General features: G+C 73.1%; 18 protein-coding genes and 1 pseudogene. 8 read left to right on the top strand and 11 right to left on the bottom strand.

Translation table 11 applies throughout. The features are described 5' to 3' along the window. The first annotated feature begins 129 nt into the window (after nucleotides 1-129). The 3 genes from ACIOC0_RS15115 (at nucleotide 130) to ACIOC0_RS15125 (ending at nucleotide 4,025) form a co-directional block, all read left to right on the top strand. On the top strand, nucleotides 130-942 hold the full coding sequence (locus ACIOC0_RS15115) for a class I SAM-dependent methyltransferase (RefSeq protein WP_402155437.1): 813 nt from the start codon (nucleotides 130-132) through the stop codon (nucleotides 940-942). A 285-nt stretch (nucleotides 943-1,227) separates the two neighbouring features. Further along, entirely contained in the window at nucleotides 1,228-2,319 is a 1,092-nt protein-coding gene (locus tag ACIOC0_RS15120) for an NlpC/P60 family protein (RefSeq protein ID WP_402155438.1), read from the top strand. A 323-nt stretch (nucleotides 2,320-2,642) separates the two neighbouring features. Next, nucleotides 2,643-4,025 (top strand): PP2C family protein-serine/threonine phosphatase, encoded by a 1,383-nt coding sequence (locus ACIOC0_RS15125; RefSeq protein ID WP_402155439.1) that lies wholly within the window; start codon nucleotides 2,643-2,645, stop codon nucleotides 4,023-4,025. 146 nt (nucleotides 4,026-4,171) lie between these two features. On the opposite strand, the gene ACIOC0_RS15130 is transcribed toward ACIOC0_RS15125, so the two are convergent. From ACIOC0_RS15130 to ACIOC0_RS15140, 3 genes are all read right to left on the bottom strand, one after another. Further along, entirely contained in the window at nucleotides 4,172-4,507 is a 336-nt protein-coding gene (locus ACIOC0_RS15130; RefSeq protein ID WP_352246621.1) for a DUF2516 family protein, read from the bottom strand. Between the two features lie 229 nt (nucleotides 4,508-4,736). After that, a complete protein-coding gene (locus tag ACIOC0_RS15135) occupies nucleotides 4,737-5,432 on the bottom strand; it encodes a hypothetical protein (protein ID WP_402155440.1) in 696 nt (231 codons plus the stop codon). 87 nt (nucleotides 5,433-5,519) lie between these two features. Then, complete coding sequence (locus tag ACIOC0_RS15140; protein WP_402155441.1) at nucleotides 5,520-5,942, bottom strand: helix-turn-helix domain-containing protein; 423 nt, start codon at nucleotides 5,940-5,942, stop codon at nucleotides 5,520-5,522. A gap of 112 nt (nucleotides 5,943-6,054) precedes the next feature. Here ACIOC0_RS15140 and ACIOC0_RS15145 point away from each other — a divergent pair, with 112 nt between their 5' ends. The 3 genes from ACIOC0_RS15145 (at nucleotide 6,055) to ACIOC0_RS15155 (ending at nucleotide 8,117) form a co-directional block, all read left to right on the top strand. Then, nucleotides 6,055-6,558 (top strand): NUDIX hydrolase, encoded by a 504-nt coding sequence (locus tag ACIOC0_RS15145; protein WP_402155442.1) that lies wholly within the window; start codon nucleotides 6,055-6,057, stop codon nucleotides 6,556-6,558. A gap of 76 nt (nucleotides 6,559-6,634) precedes the next feature. Then, nucleotides 6,635-7,090: a DUF6228 family protein gene (locus ACIOC0_RS15150; protein ID WP_402155443.1), complete on the top strand. Its 456-nt coding sequence runs from the start codon at nucleotides 6,635-6,637 to the stop codon at nucleotides 7,088-7,090. Between the two features lie 79 nt (nucleotides 7,091-7,169). Continuing rightward, complete coding sequence (locus ACIOC0_RS15155) at nucleotides 7,170-8,117, top strand: GNAT family N-acetyltransferase (RefSeq protein ID WP_402155444.1); 948 nt, start codon at nucleotides 7,170-7,172, stop codon at nucleotides 8,115-8,117. Between the two features lie 81 nt (nucleotides 8,118-8,198). Here ACIOC0_RS15155 and ACIOC0_RS15160 read toward each other — a convergent pair whose 3' ends face one another. Continuing rightward, nucleotides 8,199-8,537: a winged helix-turn-helix transcriptional regulator gene (locus tag ACIOC0_RS15160; protein ID WP_402155445.1), complete on the bottom strand. Its 339-nt coding sequence runs from the start codon at nucleotides 8,535-8,537 to the stop codon at nucleotides 8,199-8,201. A 52-nt stretch (nucleotides 8,538-8,589) separates the two neighbouring features. Here ACIOC0_RS15160 and ACIOC0_RS15165 point away from each other — a divergent pair, with 52 nt between their 5' ends. Next, entirely contained in the window at nucleotides 8,590-9,537 is a 948-nt protein-coding gene (locus ACIOC0_RS15165; RefSeq protein ID WP_402155446.1) for an NAD(P)-dependent oxidoreductase, read from the top strand. Here the strand turns inward: ACIOC0_RS15165 and ACIOC0_RS15170 are convergent. The 6 genes and pseudogenes from ACIOC0_RS15170 to ACIOC0_RS15195 form a co-directional block, all read right to left on the bottom strand. Next, a pseudogene (locus tag ACIOC0_RS15170) lies at nucleotides 9,488-9,975 on the bottom strand (hypothetical protein); the annotation flags it as partial. The gene ACIOC0_RS15165 and the pseudogene ACIOC0_RS15170 sit on opposite strands and share 50 nt — an antisense overlap. A 31-nt stretch (nucleotides 9,976-10,006) precedes the next feature. Then, nucleotides 10,007-12,070, bottom strand: a complete 2,064-nt coding sequence (locus ACIOC0_RS15175) for a HelD family protein (protein ID WP_402155447.1) — start codon at nucleotides 12,068-12,070, stop codon at nucleotides 10,007-10,009. A 64-nt stretch (nucleotides 12,071-12,134) separates the two neighbouring features. Further along, nucleotides 12,135-12,752 (bottom strand): TetR/AcrR family transcriptional regulator, encoded by a 618-nt coding sequence (locus ACIOC0_RS15180; RefSeq protein ID WP_402155448.1) that lies wholly within the window; start codon nucleotides 12,750-12,752, stop codon nucleotides 12,135-12,137. 9 nt (nucleotides 12,753-12,761) lie between these two features. Next, on the bottom strand, nucleotides 12,762-14,978 hold the full coding sequence (locus tag ACIOC0_RS15185; protein WP_402155449.1) for a phosphotransferase family protein: 2,217 nt from the start codon (nucleotides 14,976-14,978) through the stop codon (nucleotides 12,762-12,764). Nucleotides 14,979-15,249: 271 nt separating this feature from the next. Beyond that, the gene (locus tag ACIOC0_RS15190) at nucleotides 15,250-16,050 is read right to left on the bottom strand and encodes an HAD family hydrolase (protein WP_388484505.1); all 801 of its coding nucleotides are present in this window, start codon (nucleotides 16,048-16,050) and stop codon (nucleotides 15,250-15,252) included. Beyond that, nucleotides 15,999-16,877: a FadR/GntR family transcriptional regulator gene (locus ACIOC0_RS15195; RefSeq protein ID WP_402155450.1), complete on the bottom strand. Its 879-nt coding sequence runs from the start codon at nucleotides 16,875-16,877 to the stop codon at nucleotides 15,999-16,001. The genes ACIOC0_RS15190 and ACIOC0_RS15195 overlap by 52 nt, the downstream gene beginning before the upstream one ends. A 178-nt stretch (nucleotides 16,878-17,055) precedes the next feature. On the opposite strand from ACIOC0_RS15195, the gene ACIOC0_RS15200 reads away from it, so the two are divergent. Then, entirely contained in the window at nucleotides 17,056-17,238 is a 183-nt protein-coding gene (locus ACIOC0_RS15200; protein WP_402155451.1) for a hypothetical protein, read from the top strand. Here the strand turns inward: ACIOC0_RS15200 and ACIOC0_RS15205 are convergent. After that, on the bottom strand, nucleotides 17,228-18,145 hold the full coding sequence (locus ACIOC0_RS15205; protein ID WP_402155452.1) for a winged helix-turn-helix domain-containing protein: 918 nt from the start codon (nucleotides 18,143-18,145) through the stop codon (nucleotides 17,228-17,230). The genes ACIOC0_RS15200 and ACIOC0_RS15205 overlap by 11 nt on opposite strands. Nucleotides 18,146-18,153: the final 8 nt, after the last annotated feature.

Below are 18,153 nucleotides of genomic sequence, written 5' to 3' on the forward strand. Positions count from 1 at the left end.
CTGAGCGTTACCGAGGTCGCTCAACCGTTCGAGGGCGGGCGGCGTCCGGGGGCCGGGATCGCCTCACGTGCCGGAGGCTGGCGCGTGGTGGGGGCCGGGTGCCCGCGCGGGCACCGCATACTCGTAGGCATGGTTTCCCGCGCACCGTCCCGCCCCGTGGGGACGGTCACGCGCGGGACGACGAACCCCAACCGGCTGCGCCGCATGGACCGCTGGATCGCGGCCGTGCACGGCGCCGAGCTGCGCCGCGCGGGCCGTCCCGTCGCCGTCGACCTCGGTTACGGCGCGGCCCCCTGGACCGCCGTCGAACTGCTGGGCCGGCTGAGGTCGGTCGCGCCCCACGCGCGCGTGGTGGGCGTCGAGATCGAGCCGGCCCGGGTCGCCGCCGCGAAGCCGTACGAACGCGACGGCCTCGTCTTCCGGCACGGCGGCTTCGAGATCCCGCTCTCCCACCGGCCGCACCTCATCCGCGCCGCCAACGTGCTGCGGCAGTACGACGAGGAGGAGGTCGGCGGCGTCTGGGAACGGCTGTGCGCACGGCTCGCGCCGGCGGCGGACGGCTCCCGCGGCGGACTGCTCGTCGAGGGGACCTGCGACGAGGTCGGACGGCGGCACGTGTGGGTCGCGCTCGGGCCCGAGGGGCCGCGGACGGTCACCTTCGCCACCCGGCTCGGCTCCCTGGACCGCCCCTCCGACCTCGCCGAACGACTCCCCAAGGCGCTCATCCACCGGAACGTGCCCGGTGAGCCCGTGCACGCGTTCCTCCGCGACTTCGACCGCGCCTGGGCGGCGGCGGCGCCCTACGCGTCGTACGGCGCGCGCCAGCGGTGGATACGGGCGGTACGGGACCTCACCGCGGACTGGCCGGTGGCGGACGGGCCCGGACGGTGGCGGCAGGGCGAAGTGACGGTGCGGTGGGAGGCACTGGCCCCTCGGGGGTGAGAGGCGGACACCGGGGGTTGCCGAGACGGGGCGGGGACTGCCGGCACCGGGCGAGACCGGGCGGCGCGGGTCGCGGAGACCGGGGCGCGGGCCGCCGTCGGACGGCTCCGCCGATCGACCCGCGCCCGGGAACGATCTCCGCGAGGTGTTCGTCACACATGGCGGGGAGATCCTCACGGCAGGTGAGGGCGGGGTGGGACAGACCCTGTCGTTTTCCGGCGCAGCGTGGCACGATCCCCCGGGTGACCGTATGTTACTGACGGGAAATCAGGTCTTGGGGGATGTATGGGTAGGGGCAAGCGCAGCCTGATCGCGGCGGCGGTGGCCGCGGTCTGCGCGGTCACCGTGCTGACGGTTCCGGGCACCGCCTTCGCGGCCCCGGCTCCCACGCCCACGCCGCTCCCCACCACGAACCCCGATCTGACCCTGCCGCCGTCGTCCGACACGGACCTGGAGGCGGTGCGCACCAGACTCGACGCGCTCTACCACGACGCCGCGGTCGCCACCGACGCCTACAACGCGGCCGAGGAGCAGGCGGAGAAGCAGTCCACGGAGATCGTGGAGCTGGCGAAGAAGATCACCGAGGGTCGTGAGGCGCTGGCCGGCCTGAAGGATCGCGCCGGCGCCGCGGCCCGCGCCCAGTACCGGGGCGGCGGTCTGCCCGACGAGGCGAAACTTGTGCTCAGCGACAGCCCGGGCGAGTTCCTCGACGGGGCGGGCCGGGCCCGGCAGGGCCAGCGGGCGACCGAGGGACTGCTCGGCGAAATGACCCGCACCCAGCAGGACTTGGAGCAGTACGCCAAGGACGCCTCGGCCCAGTGGCAGAAGCTGGAGGCCAACCGCAAGGCCAAGGCGACGGCCCAGAAGAAGGTCGAGCAGCAGATCGCGGCCGCCGAGAAGCTGGAATCGGAGCTGGAGCAGGAGGAGCGGGACCGCCTCACCCGGCTCCAGGAGCAGGCCGCCCAGCGGGCGCAGACCGCCTGGCTGGACAGCGGCGCCCTGACCGGCGTCGACAGCCAGGCCGGCCCGCTGGGCAAGCAGGCCATCGCCTACGCGACCGCGCAGCTCGGCAAGCCGTACGTGTGGGGCGCCGAGGGTCCGGAGTCCTTCGACTGCTCCGGTCTGACGTCGCAGGCCTGGGCGTCCGCCGGTGTCCAGGTCCCGCGGACCTCGCAGGAGCAGTGGCGGCAGCTGACGCGCGTCGACGTCAAGGACATGCGCCCCGGGGACCTGATCGTCTACTTCGACGACGCCAGCCACATCGCGCTCTACCTGGGCGACGGGAAGATGATCCACGCCCCGCGCCCGGGCCGGACGATCACCGTCGCGGGCGCGGGCTCGATGCCGATACTCGGGGTGGTCCGCCCGGACGCGTGAGGGCGCGCCGGCCGCGGCGTACGGCATGTACGGGGCTGAGGGCGCGCTCGACCGAGGGCGCGTCCGCCCGTGACACCGCCCACGTGACCCACCGCACCTCAACCCGTCGGCAAGCCACGCGCCGACGTGACGTTCGTCATCCCCGGACCGGTCCGACCCTGCCCAACTGCGCCACAATTGGCGGCATATGACGCCGGTCTGAGATCAAGCGGCGTGCCGTGGACCATTCCGCTGCGGCCCTTTCTGCCGCTATGGTCCCCGTCGGTGGGTCGAGGTCCCTCGTACCCGCCATGCCCTCGGGGGGAGGGAAGGAACCCAGGACAATGCCCGTACCCGTACCGCGGCAGAGAGCGATCCCGGCCGTGGAGTGTGGTCAGGCGCAGGCCGCGCCCGCAGTCGGCGGCCCCTCCAAGGAAGAAGCCCCGCGCACGGACGACCGGAACGACCATCGCGACGAAGCGAAGAACCCCACGGTCGGGGACGACGCCGCCACCAACGGCGACCGCGTCCCTCACGGTGTGAGCGCCGCCGCCCACACCAACCTCACACTGCTGCTGATCGAGGACGACCCCGCGGCCGCCCCGATCGTCCCCGGCCTGCTCGACTCGGCCGGCAAGCCGATCCGTGTGCGCACCGCCCGCAACCTCACCGAGGCCGAGCGGCTGCTCACCGACGACGTCCACTGCATCCTGCTGGACCTCGCGCTGCCCGCGCCCGGACGCACCGCCGACGACGACGAGCTGGCCGTACTCAGGCATGTCCTGGAGCTCGCGCCCCGGCACGCCGTGCTCGCGCTCACCGCGTCCGGCGACGCCGAGCGTGGCGCGCAGGCCGTGCGGGTGGGCGCCCAGGACTATCTGTTCCGCGACGAGCTGGACGGCCGGCTGCTCAGCCGCGCCATCCGGTACGCCGTGGAGCGCAAGCGGTCGGACACCGCCGAGCGGCGGCTCGCCGAGGGCAAGCTGCGCGCGCAGGAGAACGCCCGCCTGGAGCGCGGCCTGCTGCCGACGCCCCTCCTGGAGGGCTCGCCGCTGCGTTTCGCCGCCCGCTACCGCCCCGGCCGCTCGCGCGCGCTGCTCGGCGGCGACTTCTACGACACCGTCCGCACCCCGGACGGCACCGTCCACGCCATGATCGGCGACGTCTGCGGGCACGGCCCGGACGAGGCGGCGCTCGGCGTGGAGCTGCGCATCGCCTGGCGGGCGCTGACGCTGGCCGGGCTGTGCGGCGACGAGCTGCTGAACACGCTGCAGCAGGTGCTGGAGCACGAGCGCGACGACGACGAGATCTTCGCGACGCTGTGCACGGTGGACATCGCGCCCGACGGCCGCCGTGCCGGCCTGTGCCTGGCCGGTCACCCGGCGCCGCTGATCGCCCGCCCGGACCGGCCTGCCCGGCTGCTGCCCTACGACAACAACGGCCCGGCCCTCGGCCTGCTGCCGGGCGCCCGCTGGCCGCGGATGCAGGTCGAGCTGGGCGCGCAGTGGAGCCTGATGCTCTACACCGACGGTCTGATCGAGGGCCGCGTCGGCGAGGGGCGTGAGCGGCTGGGCCAGGACGGCATGGTGGAGATGATCCGCCGCCAGCTGGCCTCCGGCCTCCAGGGTGAGGATCTGCTGCGGGCCGCCGTCAACGAGGTGCGGGAGCTCAACGGCGGGGAGCTGACGGACGACGTGGCGGTGGTGTTGCTCGACCGCGTGCCGTGACCACGGTCACGGCATGGGCTCGGCGGTGGCGCCTGGTCGGCGGTCGTGCCTGATCAGTGGCGGCGCTCGCGCGGCGGTCGTGCCGGACCAGCGGTGGCGCCCGCTCGGGCGGTGTCCGGCCGGCGGTGATGCGGCGGGAGCGGCGTTCAGCGGCCGCCGTTGTACGGGCCGTAGGGGCCGTCGCTGCTGGAGCCGCCTCGGCGGGGGCGGCCGCCGCCGGGGAGGGAACGCAGGGCGGGGCGCACGTCGACCATGTACACGATGGTCGCGACCAGGCCGATGACCGGCAGGAACGACAGGATCGGGAAGATCAGGTTCACCACGAAGGCCAGGCCGAGGATGATCATCCAGAACGGCTTGGTCTGCTTGTCGGCAGCCCGGTAGCCGTCCTCGCGGCGGATCGCCGCGTCGACGAGAGCGAAGCCGCTGAACACGATCAGGGCCAGGCTCAGCAGAGACATGAACCCTGCGAAACCTTGCATCAGCACTACGTCCACCACCCGACTCGGCACGACTCCGACTTGACCGGGCCCACTCGTTCCGCCCAGTTCGTTCTCGGTTCTACGCGGTCACCGTACCCGCAACCTCACTCCCGCTACCCGGACAACGGGCCGGGCACTCCAGGAGTGCCCGGCCCTTCGGCGTGTTCGCCGCGTCCGCTTCGCTCGCGGTCACGCCGTCTTCGTACGTGCCCGTCCGGCGCGGTCGGTCTCACTTGGCCGGCGGGGTCGTCTTCTTCACCGTGGGGGTCTTGCGGGGGGCCGGGGCCTTCTTGGGGGCCGGCGCGGGCTTCTTGGCCGTCAGGGGGTCGACCTTGGCCTCGGCCGGGGTGGCGACGGGCGTCGGGGCGGGCTTCGGCTCGCTCTTGATCTCGGTCACCGTCCCGGGCGTGGTGTCCTCCTTGCCCTCGACGACGATCGCCAGCTCCTCGATCTCCTCGGCGGCCTCGCCGCGCCAGGTGCGCACGGCCTGCTCGCCGTGCTCGGCGACCTTCTCGTAGGTCTCACGGGCCTTGACGGCGTACTCGGCGGCGACGCCGACACCGCGCAGCGCGAAGTCCTGGGCGGACTCGCCGAGCTTCTTCAGGTCGGCGTCGAGCGTGCTGCCCAGCTTCTTCAGGTCGCCGTCGAGGCTGCCGAGGAACTCGCCGACCTTGCTCTGGAAGGACTCCTGCGCCTCCTTGGCCTTGGCGCCGGCCTCCTTGGCACGGGCGGCGGCCTTCTCCTGCACGGCCTTGGGGTCGGTGTTGCGGACGGCCTCGAAACGGGCCGGGGCCTCCGTGCGCAGCTGCTCCACCAGACCCGGCACCTTCTTGGCCTGCTGGAGGGCCAGGTCGGCGGTGCCCGCAGCGAAGTAGAGCGGAGTCGGGTCGCTGAGGGTCTTGCGCAGGTCGTCGCTGATGGCCATGGTGTTGGTCTCCCGTAGTCGCGTTCTTGACGTTCGTCGATATCGGTTGGTGCGGATCCGCAGCCGGCGTCCGGTCCCCTGGTCCGGTCAACCGGCCGTCTGCTGCGGATCGGCGTCGCTGCCGCCGAGGTCCCGGGAGTCCACCGCGTCGTCGCCGGGCGCGAACCCGTTCGCCTTGCGGAAGGACTCGTAGATCTGGAGCAGCACCTGTTTCTGCTGCCCGGTGAGGGCGGGGTCGGCAAGGATGACGGCCCGCACCTCGACCTCGTCACGGTCCCGCTCGGCGTCCAGGATGCCCGCGCGCACGTAGAGCGTCTCGGCGGAGATCCGCAGGGCCTTGGCGACCTGCTGCAGCACCTCGGCGCTGGGCTTGCGCAGCCCTCGCTCGATCTGGCTCAGGTACGGATTGGACACCCCGGCGGCGTCGGCGAGCTGCCGCAGCGAGAGCTGAGCGTTTCGCCGCTGCTCGCGCAGGTACTCACCGAGATTGCCGACGTTGAGCGATGCCATGCCTCCACAGTGCCTCACTCCCGCTAACAATTGCAAGCGCCCGCTTGCAAAAGTGCGGTTTCGCTCGGCGCCCGGGGCTGCGTTGTCGGTAGGCCCTGCCAGGGTGTCGGTCATGGAGGAACTGGTGGAGCGTGTCGACGATCAGGATCGTGGGCTGGGGGTGGCGGTCAGCCGCCGGCAGGCCGTCCGGGAGGGGTGGCTGCACCGGGTCGCCGTGACGGTGTGCCGTGACGGGCGCGGACGGGTCCTCGTCCACCGCCGGTCGGAGCACCTGTCCCGCTTCCCCGGGCGCTACGAGGTCTTGGTCGGCGGCGCCGTGAACGCCGGCGAGTCGTACGAACAGGCCGCCGCGCGGGAGCTGGCCGAAGAGCTGGGCGTGCGTGCGCGGCCCCGCCTGCTGTTCACGTTCCTCAACCGCAGCGGTCTGAGCCCGCACTGGCTCGGCGTGCACGAAGCCGTGGCGCCGGACACCGTGACCGCCGATCCCGAGGAGGTCGCCTGGCACGCCTGGCTGACCGAGCCGCAGCTCCGGTCTGCCCTGCAGGAGTGGAACTTCACCCCCGACAGCCACGAAGCCTTCAACCGGTACCTCGCGTTCCGGACCACGCAGCCCTGACCTTGCCCACCTCTCGGTCCGGGACGCCTGCTCGTACGGGTAAGAACTCCGCTGACGCTGACCTACCGTTCCAGCCATGACCTCCCTGGACACCGACACTGACGACAAGGCCGGCGTGACCATCCGCTGCCAGGACAACGCCTCCGTCGGCGTGACCCTCTGCGACCGGTTCCGCCTCGACGCGGACTGCGTGCACTACGCCGTCGAGCTGCGGGCCCCGGGCCTGACCGCCCGCGTCGACGAGGCGGTCGCCTGGGTCCGGGACGGCGGCCTCCCCGCGTTCCTGGAAGGACTGGCCGCGGACTACCGGGGATGGGACGGCGAACGGCGCCGGCAGACCGACGACGGTGACCTGGCGGTGTCGGCCGTCTGGCGGTCGGGCGGCCACGTCGGGCTCACCTGGACCCTGCGCCCCTGGCCCCGAGCCGCCGGCGGCTGGAGCGCCTCGGCGACCACATGGCTGGAGGCCGGCGAGCAGATGACGTCCCTGGCAGCCGACGTCCGGCGCTTCCTCGCCGAGGAGCGCGGGTGACAGTCGGGACGCCCGCCGGCGCCCCGTCATGCTGACGCGAAAGCGTGGGGCGCGGCCTCGGGGTGGGGCATCATCAAGCATGCTCCCCGATGACGTGCAGACCACCGAAGGCGACACCACCCGAGGCGACCGGCGCCGCCCGGGCGGTGGCCCGGATGTCGGGCGATGGCGGCTCACCGAGGACGTGGACGAATACCTCGCCCTTGCCGGAGGGTTCCTGGGGTCACGGCCGGGGCGGCATGTCATGCAGTTGACGTGGGCCGCGAGGCTTCGGGCGCGGGGGGCGGAGGCGTTCGGCTGCACCGAGGCTCCCGTCTTCGGGGTGCTGGAGCGGGCGGGCGAGGTCGAGGCCGCCTTCCACCAGCTCCGGCCCCGCGCCGTGGCCCCCACCCCGCTGACCCCCGAGCAGGCCGACGGCCTCGCCGCCCATTTCGCCGCCCTCGGGCACCCCCTCCCCGCCGTCAGCGCGGACCACGACACCGCCACCGCCTTCGCCGAGGCCTGGCAGCGGCGCACCGGCGCGATTCCGGCGCTCCGCGCCACCCGGCTCTGCCTGTACGGCCTCGGCACGCTCACCCCGCCGGACCCGCACCCGGCCGGCCGGGCCCGCCTCCTGGGCGACGAGGACTTCGAGGAAGTCATGTACTGGTGCGGCGAGTTCGCGGCCGCGGTCGGCGAGGACGTCACCATCGACGCCGGCACCTGGGCCGGCACCCGCTACGCCGACAAGCGTTACACGGTGTGGGAGACCCCCGACGGCGACGCCGTCTCCGTCGCGGGCATGAACCCGCTGATCGGCGGCCAGGTCCAGGTGGACGTCGTCTACACCCCGGCCCACCTGCGCGGTCGTGGCTACGCGGCCGCCGTGACGGCCGAGGTGAGCCGGGCGGCGCTGGCGGCGGGCGCACGGGAGGTCGTCCTCTTCGCGGACCTGGCCAACCCGACGAGCAACGCCGTCTACCAGCGCCTCGGCTACCGCCCGCTCACCGAGTGGTCCACGTACGACTTCGCCCCCGCCGCGGCGTAGGCGGGAAGGCCATGCCGCGTACCCACTTTTTTGTGCGTACTTGGCAGCGGACGGCCCTGCCGCGAGGCTGGTGACAGGTGGTCAGGAGGCGGCCAGCCCGTCCAGGCGGCGGTGGCCCCAGTCGGAAAGGGGGGCCAGCGCCTCGGACAGCTCACGGCCGAACGGGGTGAGGGAGTAGACGGTCTTCAGGGGGAGGACATCGTGCACCTCCCGGTGCACGAGACCGTCGGCCTCCATCTCCCGTAACGCCTGGGTCAGCACCTTCTCCGTGAGCCCCGGCAGCCTCCGGCGCAGTTCGGCGGGGCGGTGCGGGCCGGATTCCAGCAGCCAGAGCACGCTGGTCTTCCACTTGCCGTCGATCACGGCGATCGCGGCGGTCACTCCACAGACGTTCGTGTGCTCGGTACGCCTGCTCGCCATCCGTCTCCCCCTCTTTGTCATCAAATGTTCTTCATCATAAGGGAGTTGAGTCATGTCCTCATCGTCTGCCGACCTCTCCGTCACCGTTGTGGGGCTGGGCCCCATGGGGCGTGCGCTCGCCGGCGCCTTCCTGGACGCGGGGCTGCGCACCACGGTGTGGAACCGGACCCCCGGCCGGGACCGGGAGCTGGTGGAACGGGGCGCCGTGGCAGCGGACACCGCGCGGGAGGCCGTCGCGGCGAGCGCGCTGACCGTGGTGTGCGTGCGGGACTACGACGCCGCCGACGCCGTCCTGCGGGCGGAGCCGGTCACCGCCGCGCTCAAGGGGCGCACGGTCGTGAACCTCTGCGCCGACACCCCGGCCCGCGCCCGGGACACCGCCGACTGGGCGGCCCGGCACGGAGTGCGGTACCTGGACGGCGCGATCATGACGCCGACGGACACCATCGGAACGCCCGCCGGGGTGTTCCTGTACAGCGGGCCCGCGGACCTCTACGAGGAGTGGCTGCCCGCGCTGCGCGCCTTCGGCGGCTCCCACACCCACCTCGGTGAGGAGATCGGCCGGGCCGCCGCCCACGACGTGGCGCTGCTCGACGTGTTCTGGACGGCGAAGGCGGGCTGGGCCCACGCCGTGGCGCTGGCCCGCGCCGAGGGGGTCACCGCAAGTGAACTGGCCCCGTACGCCGCGGGCATCGCGGCGATCCTCCCGGCGCAGTTCGCGGAGACCGCCGCCGAGGTGGACGCGGCCACCTTCTCCGGCGAGGCCTACCCCGTCACGTCGGCGGCGGTGACCATGAAGCACGTCATCGACGCCTCCGAGGCGCACGGCATCGACGCGGCCGTCATGCGGGCGGTGGAGGGCCAGGCCCGCCGGGTCATCGGCCGGGGGCACGGCGCGGACGGGTACATCCGGGTGGTGGAGGAGATGGAGCCGAAGCAGACGCCGGCGCGGCGTCGGCCCGCAGCCACTCCTCCAGCACCTCGAAGTCGGCGTCCGTGAGGCCGTGCCGGTGGTCCACACGGTGCAGGAGGGCCGGGGCCGGGTGCAGGGCGGCGACCAGGTCTTCGTCCACGGCGCTGATCTCGTCGTCGACCCAGACGAAGGGCCGGCCGGCCGCCCGGTCCAGCAGTGACGGCGTCTTCCAGTGCGGGCCGGACGGGGCCGGCGTCCGCGGCGGCTCCAGCACGGGCAGCGCGGGCAGTCCGAGCCACGGCGCCACCACCGCGTTGGCGTCGTCCAGCCAGGTCGTGGCCCACACCAGCTCACACCCGAGTGCGAGCAGGCGAGGCCCGAGAGCCGGGTCGAGACGGGACAGCAGCGGATGCACCTCGTCCGGCGCGGCCCGAGGACGCCAGGAGGGGCCAGGACGGTGAACCGGATACGGCCCCGGCCCCCGAAGGGGATCAGCGGCCCGTCGACGTCGAGGAAGAGCAGCATCACCGCCCACCATCCCACCCGCCCCGGAGCCTCACCAGGGCAGCTCCCGCTCGTGAATCACCTCCAGGCGCGTCACCGCGCGGGTCAGCACCACGTAGAGCCGGTTCAGGCCGCGTTCCTCCGCCTCGGCGATCGCCGCCGGTTCCACGGCGACGACGTGGTCGTACTCGAGACCCTTGACCTCCGTCGCGGGGATCACCGTCACCCGTGCGGCCTGGTCGGCGGGGTCGGCGGCGAGGGGGATCCCGGCCGCGGTGAGGGCCTGGCGGATGCGGGAGGCGTCGGCGGCCGGGGTCACGACACCGACGGAGCCCTCGTGGGCGAGGGCGTCCCGCACGGCGGCCACCACCTCGGCCGTGAGGCCGCCGTGCGCGCGCCGGATGCGCAGTTCGCCGTCGCGGCGGAGGGAGCGGCCGGGCGGGACGCCGGTGTCGAGGCGGGCGAGGAGCCGGTTGGCCAGGGCGAGCACCGCTGTGGGGACCCGGAACCCGGTGGTCAGCGCGACCACCGCCGCGTCGGGCCGGCCCAGGTGGGCGAGAAGTTCCGGCCAGGTGCGCGCGGCCCAGGGCGTGGTGCCCTGGGCCAGGTCGCCGAGGACGGTCAGCGCCCCCGAGGGCGCCCGGCGGGCGATGGCCCGGCACTCCATCGGGGAGAGGTCCTGCGCCTCGTCGACCACGACATGGCCGTATCCCTGGGGGCGTTCGATGAGGCCGGCGATCTCGTCGAGGAGGACGAGGTCGGCCGCCGACCAGCGTGCGGACCTGTACGACCGGGGCGGGCGCGGCCAGAGAAGGACGCGCTGCTCGGCGGGTCCGAGGACTCCGTGCGCGGCCTCGCCCAACGCCTCTGGATCTGTGAGGAGTTCGGCCAGCACCTCTTCCGGTCGTGCCTTCGGCCATACGGCGTCCACGCAGGCGCTGACCGGACGTGACCGTTGCGTCCGGCGCTGCCAGGCGGGCGGCCGCGGTCCCCCGCGGCGCTCGGCCTGCTCCTGGATCCGGCGCGTGATCCGGCTGCGTACGCGTTCACGGCCGACGTCGTACGGCGGGGCTTCGGCGAGGACGTCGGTCACGATGCGGGCGAGTTCGTCGCCCGTGACCCGCCATCGGTACGAGCCGTCCGGCACGGCGAGATCGTCGACGCGGGCGGCGGTCACCCTGCCGTGGAGGGCCCGGCGCAGCACCTGTGCCATCCGGGGGTCGTGTTTGACGGCGGCCGTGTCGGCGGGGTCGACGGCGGTCACCGGGTGGCGGGCGATCTCGTCGAGGAGGGTCGACTGGCGGACGCCGGTCTCGCCGAGGGCGGGCAGGACCTCGGCGATGTAGGAGAGGTAGCCGCGGTGCGGGCCGAGGATCAGCAGGCCGCCGTCGCGGTGGACGCGCCGGGGATGGGTGTAGAGGAGGTAGGCGGCCCGGTGCAGACCCACCGCCGTCTTACCGGTGCCGGGGGCGCCCTGTACGCACACGGACCGGTCCCGGTCCTCGCGGACGAGGTCGTCCTGCTCGGGCTGGATGGTGGCCGCGATGTCGCGCATCGGGCCGAGGCGGGGCCGTTCGACCTCGCGGGCGAGGAGGTCGCCGACCCCGTGCTCGCCGTGGCCCAGGTGTTCGTCCTCCAGGGCGGTCAGATCGGCGGAGTCGCCGCGACTGCCGGGCGCCCAGCCGAAGCGGCGGCGCACGGCGACGCCCAGCGGGTCGCGGGGGCTCGCCTGATAGAAGGCGCGGGAGACCGGCGCGCGCCAGTCGACGACGAGGGGCGGGGCGGCCGGGTGCTCGCCGATGCGGAGCCGGCCGATGTGGTGACTGAGCCCGGCGTGGTCGCCGGCGCCCTCGGCGAAGTCCAGCCGTCCGAAGAACAGGGGCCCTTCGGGGAGTTCGCGCAGGGCCTTGGCCTGGCTGCGCAGCCGGTGGCCGAGCACTTCGGCGTCGGCGCCGGAGGCGGAGACGTCCTCGCCGGTGACGACCTGGAGGTCGGTGCCCGCGACCATCGCGGCGAGGGCCGTGCGGCAGGCGTCGTGGTGGGCGCGTTCCTGGCGAAGGGAGGTGTGGAGCTCGGCGGGGTCCTCGGGGCGTGGGGCGGCAGCGGGAGACGTCATGCCGACGACCCTAGCAATAACGTTACTGAGTTACATTTTTTACTGAGCTTCACTTGGCGATCGTTCACGCGAGGTGCGGCAGCCCCGCCTCCAGCCCCGCGAACGCCCGCTCCGCCGCCGCCACCGCGTCCGGGCGGACGGCCGCCACCCGCTCGCCGGCCTCGATCCGCCGCCAGTTCTCCTCCGCGAGGACGCGCCGCACGGCGACGATCTGACCGGCCGCCAGCCTGGCGTCGAGGTCGCCGCCCAAGGCGTCGGCGAGGGCGGCCTCGGAGCGCTCCACATGCGCGTGGAGACCGGCGACCAGGGCGGGCGTGCCGTAGAGGAGGGCGTGGAAGACGCGGACCTCCGGGTCGTCGTTCAGGCCGGTGACGGGGTCGGCGGCGGCCAGCAGGTCGAGGAAACGGCGGCGCAGCGCGGGCAGGGGGGCGACGCCTTCGGCGCGCGCCGCGGTGACCACGTCGGCCGCCTCCCGCTCGTGGTCGGCGATCCGGTGCAGGACGAGGTCCTCCTTGGCCGGGAAGTACCGGAACAGCGTCGGCTTGGAGATCTCGGCGGCCGCCGCGACCTCCGCGACGGACACCGCGTCGAACCCCCGCTCGACGAAGAGCCGTACGGCGGTGTCCGACACGTTCTGGAACGTCCGTCGCTTCTTGCGTTCACGCAGGCCGGGCTCGCTCATGGGGCGAGCCTACGCATCCGCCGTCCGCACCCGGGCGCGGGCCGTGTACGGGTTCGTCGTCGGGGGGACGGGCAGGCCCAGGGCCGTGGTGGCGGCGACCAGGGTGGAGGCGTAGGAGTCGACGGCGCGGCGGACGTTGGGGGCGTCCAGGGCGGCGCCGGTGACCAGGCGGTCGAGGTCGATGTAGGCGGAGCGGACGATCTCGACGCAGCGGTAGACGCGCCAGTCGCGGCGCCAGTCCCGGGTGTACTCGGGAGCCAGCCGCCGCTCCCAGCGGCGGACCATGCGCTCCCTGATCTCCTGGCGGTTGGGGGTGAGGTGCATGTGCCGGACCAGGTCGTAGAGGGGGTCGCCGACGAGTGCCATCTCCCAGTCGATGATCGTGAGTCCGAGCGCGTCGTCGCGGCGCACCAGGTTCCACGGGTTGAGGTCGCCGTGCAGGAGCGCGGGCACGCGGTCGGTGACCGTGTGCCGGGAGAGGATCTCCCCCAGCCGCTGGTGGTCGGGCAGGCCGAGCGACCGCGCCAGCCGCATGGAATCCCTGGGCAGGTCCCTCACCAGGGCGACGAGTTGCCCCGTGAGCCAGGCGTGGAAGCCGCCCTGTCCGGCCGCCGGGTCGACGCTCTCGTATTTCACGCCGGTCAGGGCGCACAGCTGGTCGACGAGAGCGTCGGCCTCGTGCGGGCGCAGGCCGTTCACGGGGTGGACGGGGCGCAGGTCGACGTCCCAGGGGCCCACGTAGGTGTGGACGGCGAAGGCGTCGCCTGTGAAGTCCGTGCCCAGCGCGAGGACCCTCGGGGCGGCCACCTCGACGCCGGAGTCCTCGATGGCGCGGAGCACCGCGTGTTCGCTGAGGAAACTCGGTTCCCTGCGGCAGACGTCGCGCAGTCTGCGCCGGACGACCACCGGGAACTCGACGCCCGGCACCCGCACCACCGAGTTGAGGTGCGCGGTCCCCTTCACCACCCGGCCGGCCGGGGCGGCGCCCTCCGCCAGCAGGGCGTCCCGGACCGCGGACGCCGGGAAGTCGGGGTGCTCGGGGAGGCGGGGGTCGGGCGTCCAGTCGAGGGCCCCGGCGCCCCGGCTCCGGCCGCCGATGCCGTCGAGGCCGCGCGAGGCCAGCCAGCGGAAGAGGGCGCCCTCGATCTCCAGGGGGGTGGGGACACGGCTCAGCCGCAGCGGTTCGGCCGCCGCCAGGACCGCCCGGTGCACCTCCGCCGTCGCCTCCTCCAGGCTCTCCTGGGTGAACGACCGCTCCAGGGACCGCGCGGCGCGCATGACATCCGGGAACACGGACTGCGCCCGTTCGAAGGCCAGGTAGTGGTCCAGGTCCTTGGCCAGGCCGTTCACCGCGGCGGGGCGGACGTGCCGCATGGCCCGCGCCCAGGCCTCGGTGACCTCCTGCTCCTGGTGCCGCGGGTACCTCATGCGCACCAGGTGGGTGGCGAGGTCGTTCAGCGGGTCCCCGTAGGTGGCCGGCCCCCAGTCGACGCAGACGACGGATGCGTCGCCGCCCGGGCCGGGGACGATCAGGTTGTCCCGGCGCAGGTCGGTGTGGAGCAGGCTGTACGGCCTCCGCGTCATCGGCGGAACCCGTTCCGCCAGCGCGGACAGGGCGTCGGCGGGGATGCCCAGCGCCGTGAACAGGCCGCCGAAGACGGCCCAGTTGGGCCTGCGGATCTGCTCGTCGGCGAGCCGGGCCAGGGTCCGCAGGAAGGCGCGGCTGTCGGTGTGGTCGGCGGGCCACGCCGACGGCAGGGGCGGCAGCGCCGAGGCGCGCACCTGGGTCAGCCGGGCCAGCAGCGTGGTCAGTGACTCGACGAGCAGCGCGTCCACAGGTTTACCGTTTCCGCACAGCGCCGACAGCGGTACGCCCGGCACATGACTGTGGAGGGCGAAGCCCGGCCCCTCGGCCAGGCACCGCGGAGTGTGCGGCAGGACGGCGCGGACGGCGTTCTGGACGGCCTTCTCCTCGCGCCAGGTCCTGATCACCGCGGGCAGCGCGTCGGAGCGCCGGATCCGCACGGTGACCGGTGATCCGGCCTGCCCGCCGACGATCCGGGCCACGTCCGGCGGCAGGTCCAGCACACGGTCGCGACGGTGGGGACCGCAGGCCGACGGGGTCGACGCCGCGTTCCGGACGAAGGCGTGGAGCACGGCGGCGGACCTGCTCCGTGCGGCCGTTCGACCCCCGAAGGGGCGGGGGGAAACAGGGTCGTCGCCCACTGGGCCGCTCCGGGTGCTCACACTCGTCGAATGGATACGGCAAACGCTAGATGCCGTGTGCTGCCGCGCACGCCCGGACCGCCATGAGCTGGGCCATTGGGTTGATCGCCGCTCAGACGCGTCCGGCGTGGTCGAGGAATCGGGCCTGTTCGCCGTCTCATACGTGCCGGCGGGAGCTGTTGCTCACGCGATTGCGGAACTGTAGCGCAGCTCCTGATCCGGGTGGTGCGAAGACGTGAGAGAAGACGCCGCGACCGTCATCCCGTTCGACTCAGGGCGCCTGTCTGACGGTGTCCAGCACCGCCTCCAGCGAGGCCACCACGGTCGTCGCTCCGGCGTCCCTCAGGAGCTTTTCCTTGCGCTCGTTGCGGGCGTAGCCGAGGAAGGGGACCCCGGCCTCGCGGGCGGCCAGGAAGTCGGCGGGGGTGTCGCCGATCATCAGCGCGGTGCCGGGCGCCGAGCCTGTCGCGTTGAGGGCGCGACGCAGGCAGTGCGGGTGGGGCTTGAGAAGGTGCAGGTCCTGGGTGCGGCCGTAGACATGGGGCGCGAAGCAGCCGGTCAGGCCGCGGCTGTCCAGGTAGGCGCCGACCACCCGGGGGGAGTTGTTGGTGGTGATGGCCAGGCGGGCGCCGACGGCCGACCAGGTGCGTATCAGGGGGTCGGCCCAGGCGGTGGGCATCGCCGAGGCGGCGGCCTTCAGTTCCTCCTGGGTGAGGCGTTCCTCCAGCTCCGCGACGAGGTCGCTGCCGGGGTGGCGGCGGTCCACGGCACGCAGCACGGCGTGGGGGTCGAGCGACTCCCGTTCGGACTCCGTCAGCAGACCGCGCAGTCCGCGTCCCTCCAGCCACTCCACCAGGCCGTCGGCCACCAGTTCGGCCGAGTGCCGCGCAAACAGCCGGCAGATCGGCCCGTCGAAGTCCCAGAGCACGACTCGGGCACGCCTGATCGTTTCCCGCAGATCCACGGTTGTGTCCTCGGTCTCGGATGCCACCAGATCAGTCTGCGTCGTATCAGAAGTCACTAGGAGAGTGTCAGGTCCGAGGTGATTGTTTCCCAGAGGGCGTCGAACCACTTCTGGGATTCCTCGACGAAGGCGGCGTCCCGCCGGCCGGCCGCCTTCTCGAAGGAGAACAGCAGGGACTCGGTGCCCAGCACGTCGTACATGTCGAGGGTGCCGTCCTCGGTCGGCTCCTCCCGGCGCTCGACCATGTAATACGCCATCAGCGCCTCGCTGCCGTTGAGGAGGTACAGCTTCACCGGCGGGGTGAACGGCAGGGCCCGGAAGGTGACGTTGACGTCGACGCCGTGGGTGCGCAAGGTGAGCAGGTTGTGCCGCAGGACGTGGCCCTGGGCGTTGCGCATCGCCAGCCAGCGCTGGTGCACCGGGTCGTCGTCGCTCCGTCCGTCGACGGGGACGGGGAAGGCGAGGTTGATGTCGCGCGAGGGCAGCAGGATGCGGACGTCGATCCGCTCGGGGCGGATGCTGCCGCCGTGGATGAGGCGCAGCGGTTCGCCGAGGGCCGGGATGAGACTCTCGGAGGTGAGGCAGGCGGCGTCGATGCGGACGTGCGGGGCGGAGAAGGCCTCGGTCAGGCGGGGGGCGAGGGCGACCATCGTGGGCTGGGGCTCTTCCCGGGCCGGCGCCGGGGGTTCGGCGATGCGCGGGGGGCTGCCCTTGCTGACGTCGGTGAGCAGTCCGTCGTCCTGGAGCGCCCGCAGGGCCTGGCGTACGGCGCCTCGCTCGACGTCGAACTCGTGAGCCAGCTCGGCCTGGGTGGGCAGGCGGTCGCCCGCCTTGAGGTCCCCGACGCGGATGCGTTCGCGCAGGACCTCGGCGATCTCCTGGGGCGAGAGCCTTCTGCTGCCGTTCACGGCCACGTTCTCCTGGGTCACGACCAAACGCTACAACTTCGATCCATCTGACGGCAGTTGCCTGAAAGTTGTTTAGTAGTTACTGCCAAGTGGGGACAACATTGTCAGAGTTGGTTGCCAACTTGGTCCAGTTGGCAGAATCCCCGTCTCCGCAGCGTCTCCGAAGGGACCCGCCTCCGCCGCACATCCGAAGAGAGGAACCGCCATGACCGCCCTCACCGTCCCCTCCGCCGTTCTCGAGCAGGCCGTCCAGTGGAAGTACGGCACCGCCGGCAGCGTCGGCCTGCTCCTGCTCACCGTCGGCATCAGGACCGGCCGCCCCGGCGTCAGCTCCGCCGGCGCCGTGATCCTCGCCCTCCTGGTCAGCGGCCCCTCCGTCAACTCGTGAGCGTCAGCCCGGAGCTGATCGTCTCCCAGAGCGCGTCGAACCAGCGCAGCGACTGCTTCACGAACGCCGAGTCACGCGGCCCGGCGCCCTCCTCGAAGGCGAACAGAACCGACCGCGTGCCCTCGGCGTCGTACATCTGGAGCTGCTCGTGGTCGATCTCCTGCTCGCGGCGCTGCACGGTGTAGTAGGCCAGCAGCGCCTCCGTGCCGTTGAGGAGGTACAGCTTGACCGGCGGGGTGAAGGGCAGCGCGCGGAAACTGACGTCGACGTCGATGCCGTGCGTCTCGCGCAGCGTGAGCAGGTTGTGCTGCAGCACCTGACCCTGGGCGTTGCGGTGGGACAGCCAACGGCGTTGCAGCCGCCCGGTCTCCGAGGCGTCCACCGGGGCGGGGAAGGCCAGTTCGATGTCCCGGGAGGGCAGCAGGACCCGCACCTCGATCTTGGCCGGTTTCAGCTCCCCGGCGTGGATGCGCCGCAGCGGTTCGCCGATGGCGAGGGTCAGCGAGACGGCCGTCAGGCACAGGGCGTCGATCCGCACGTGCGGAGCGGCGAACGCCTCGACGATACGCGGGGTCAGCGCCGCCATCGTGGGCTGCGGCGGCGTCCCCGGCCCGGCCGGGAAACCGCTCGCGCCGGAGTGCGGGGCGACCGTCGCCGGGGCGCCCTTCGTCACATTGGTGAGCAGGCGCTCCGTCTGGAGAATCCGCAGCGCCTGGCGCACCGCGCCCCGCTCCACCCCGAACTCGTCCGCCAGCCTGGCCTGGGTGGGCATGCGCTGGCCCGGCCGCAGCACCCCGGTCCTGATCCGGGTGCGCAGCTCGTCGGCCACGTCGCGGGGGGTCGGCCGCGGCCGCGCCGGCCGCCCCGGGCTCCCCCGCCCCTTGACGGAGGCATGTTCCGGCTCCACGACCGAAC

The sequence above is a fragment of the Streptomyces sp. NPDC088254 genome (assembly GCF_044740925.1).
GTDB lineage: Bacteria > Actinomycetota > Actinomycetes > Streptomycetales > Streptomycetaceae > Streptomyces.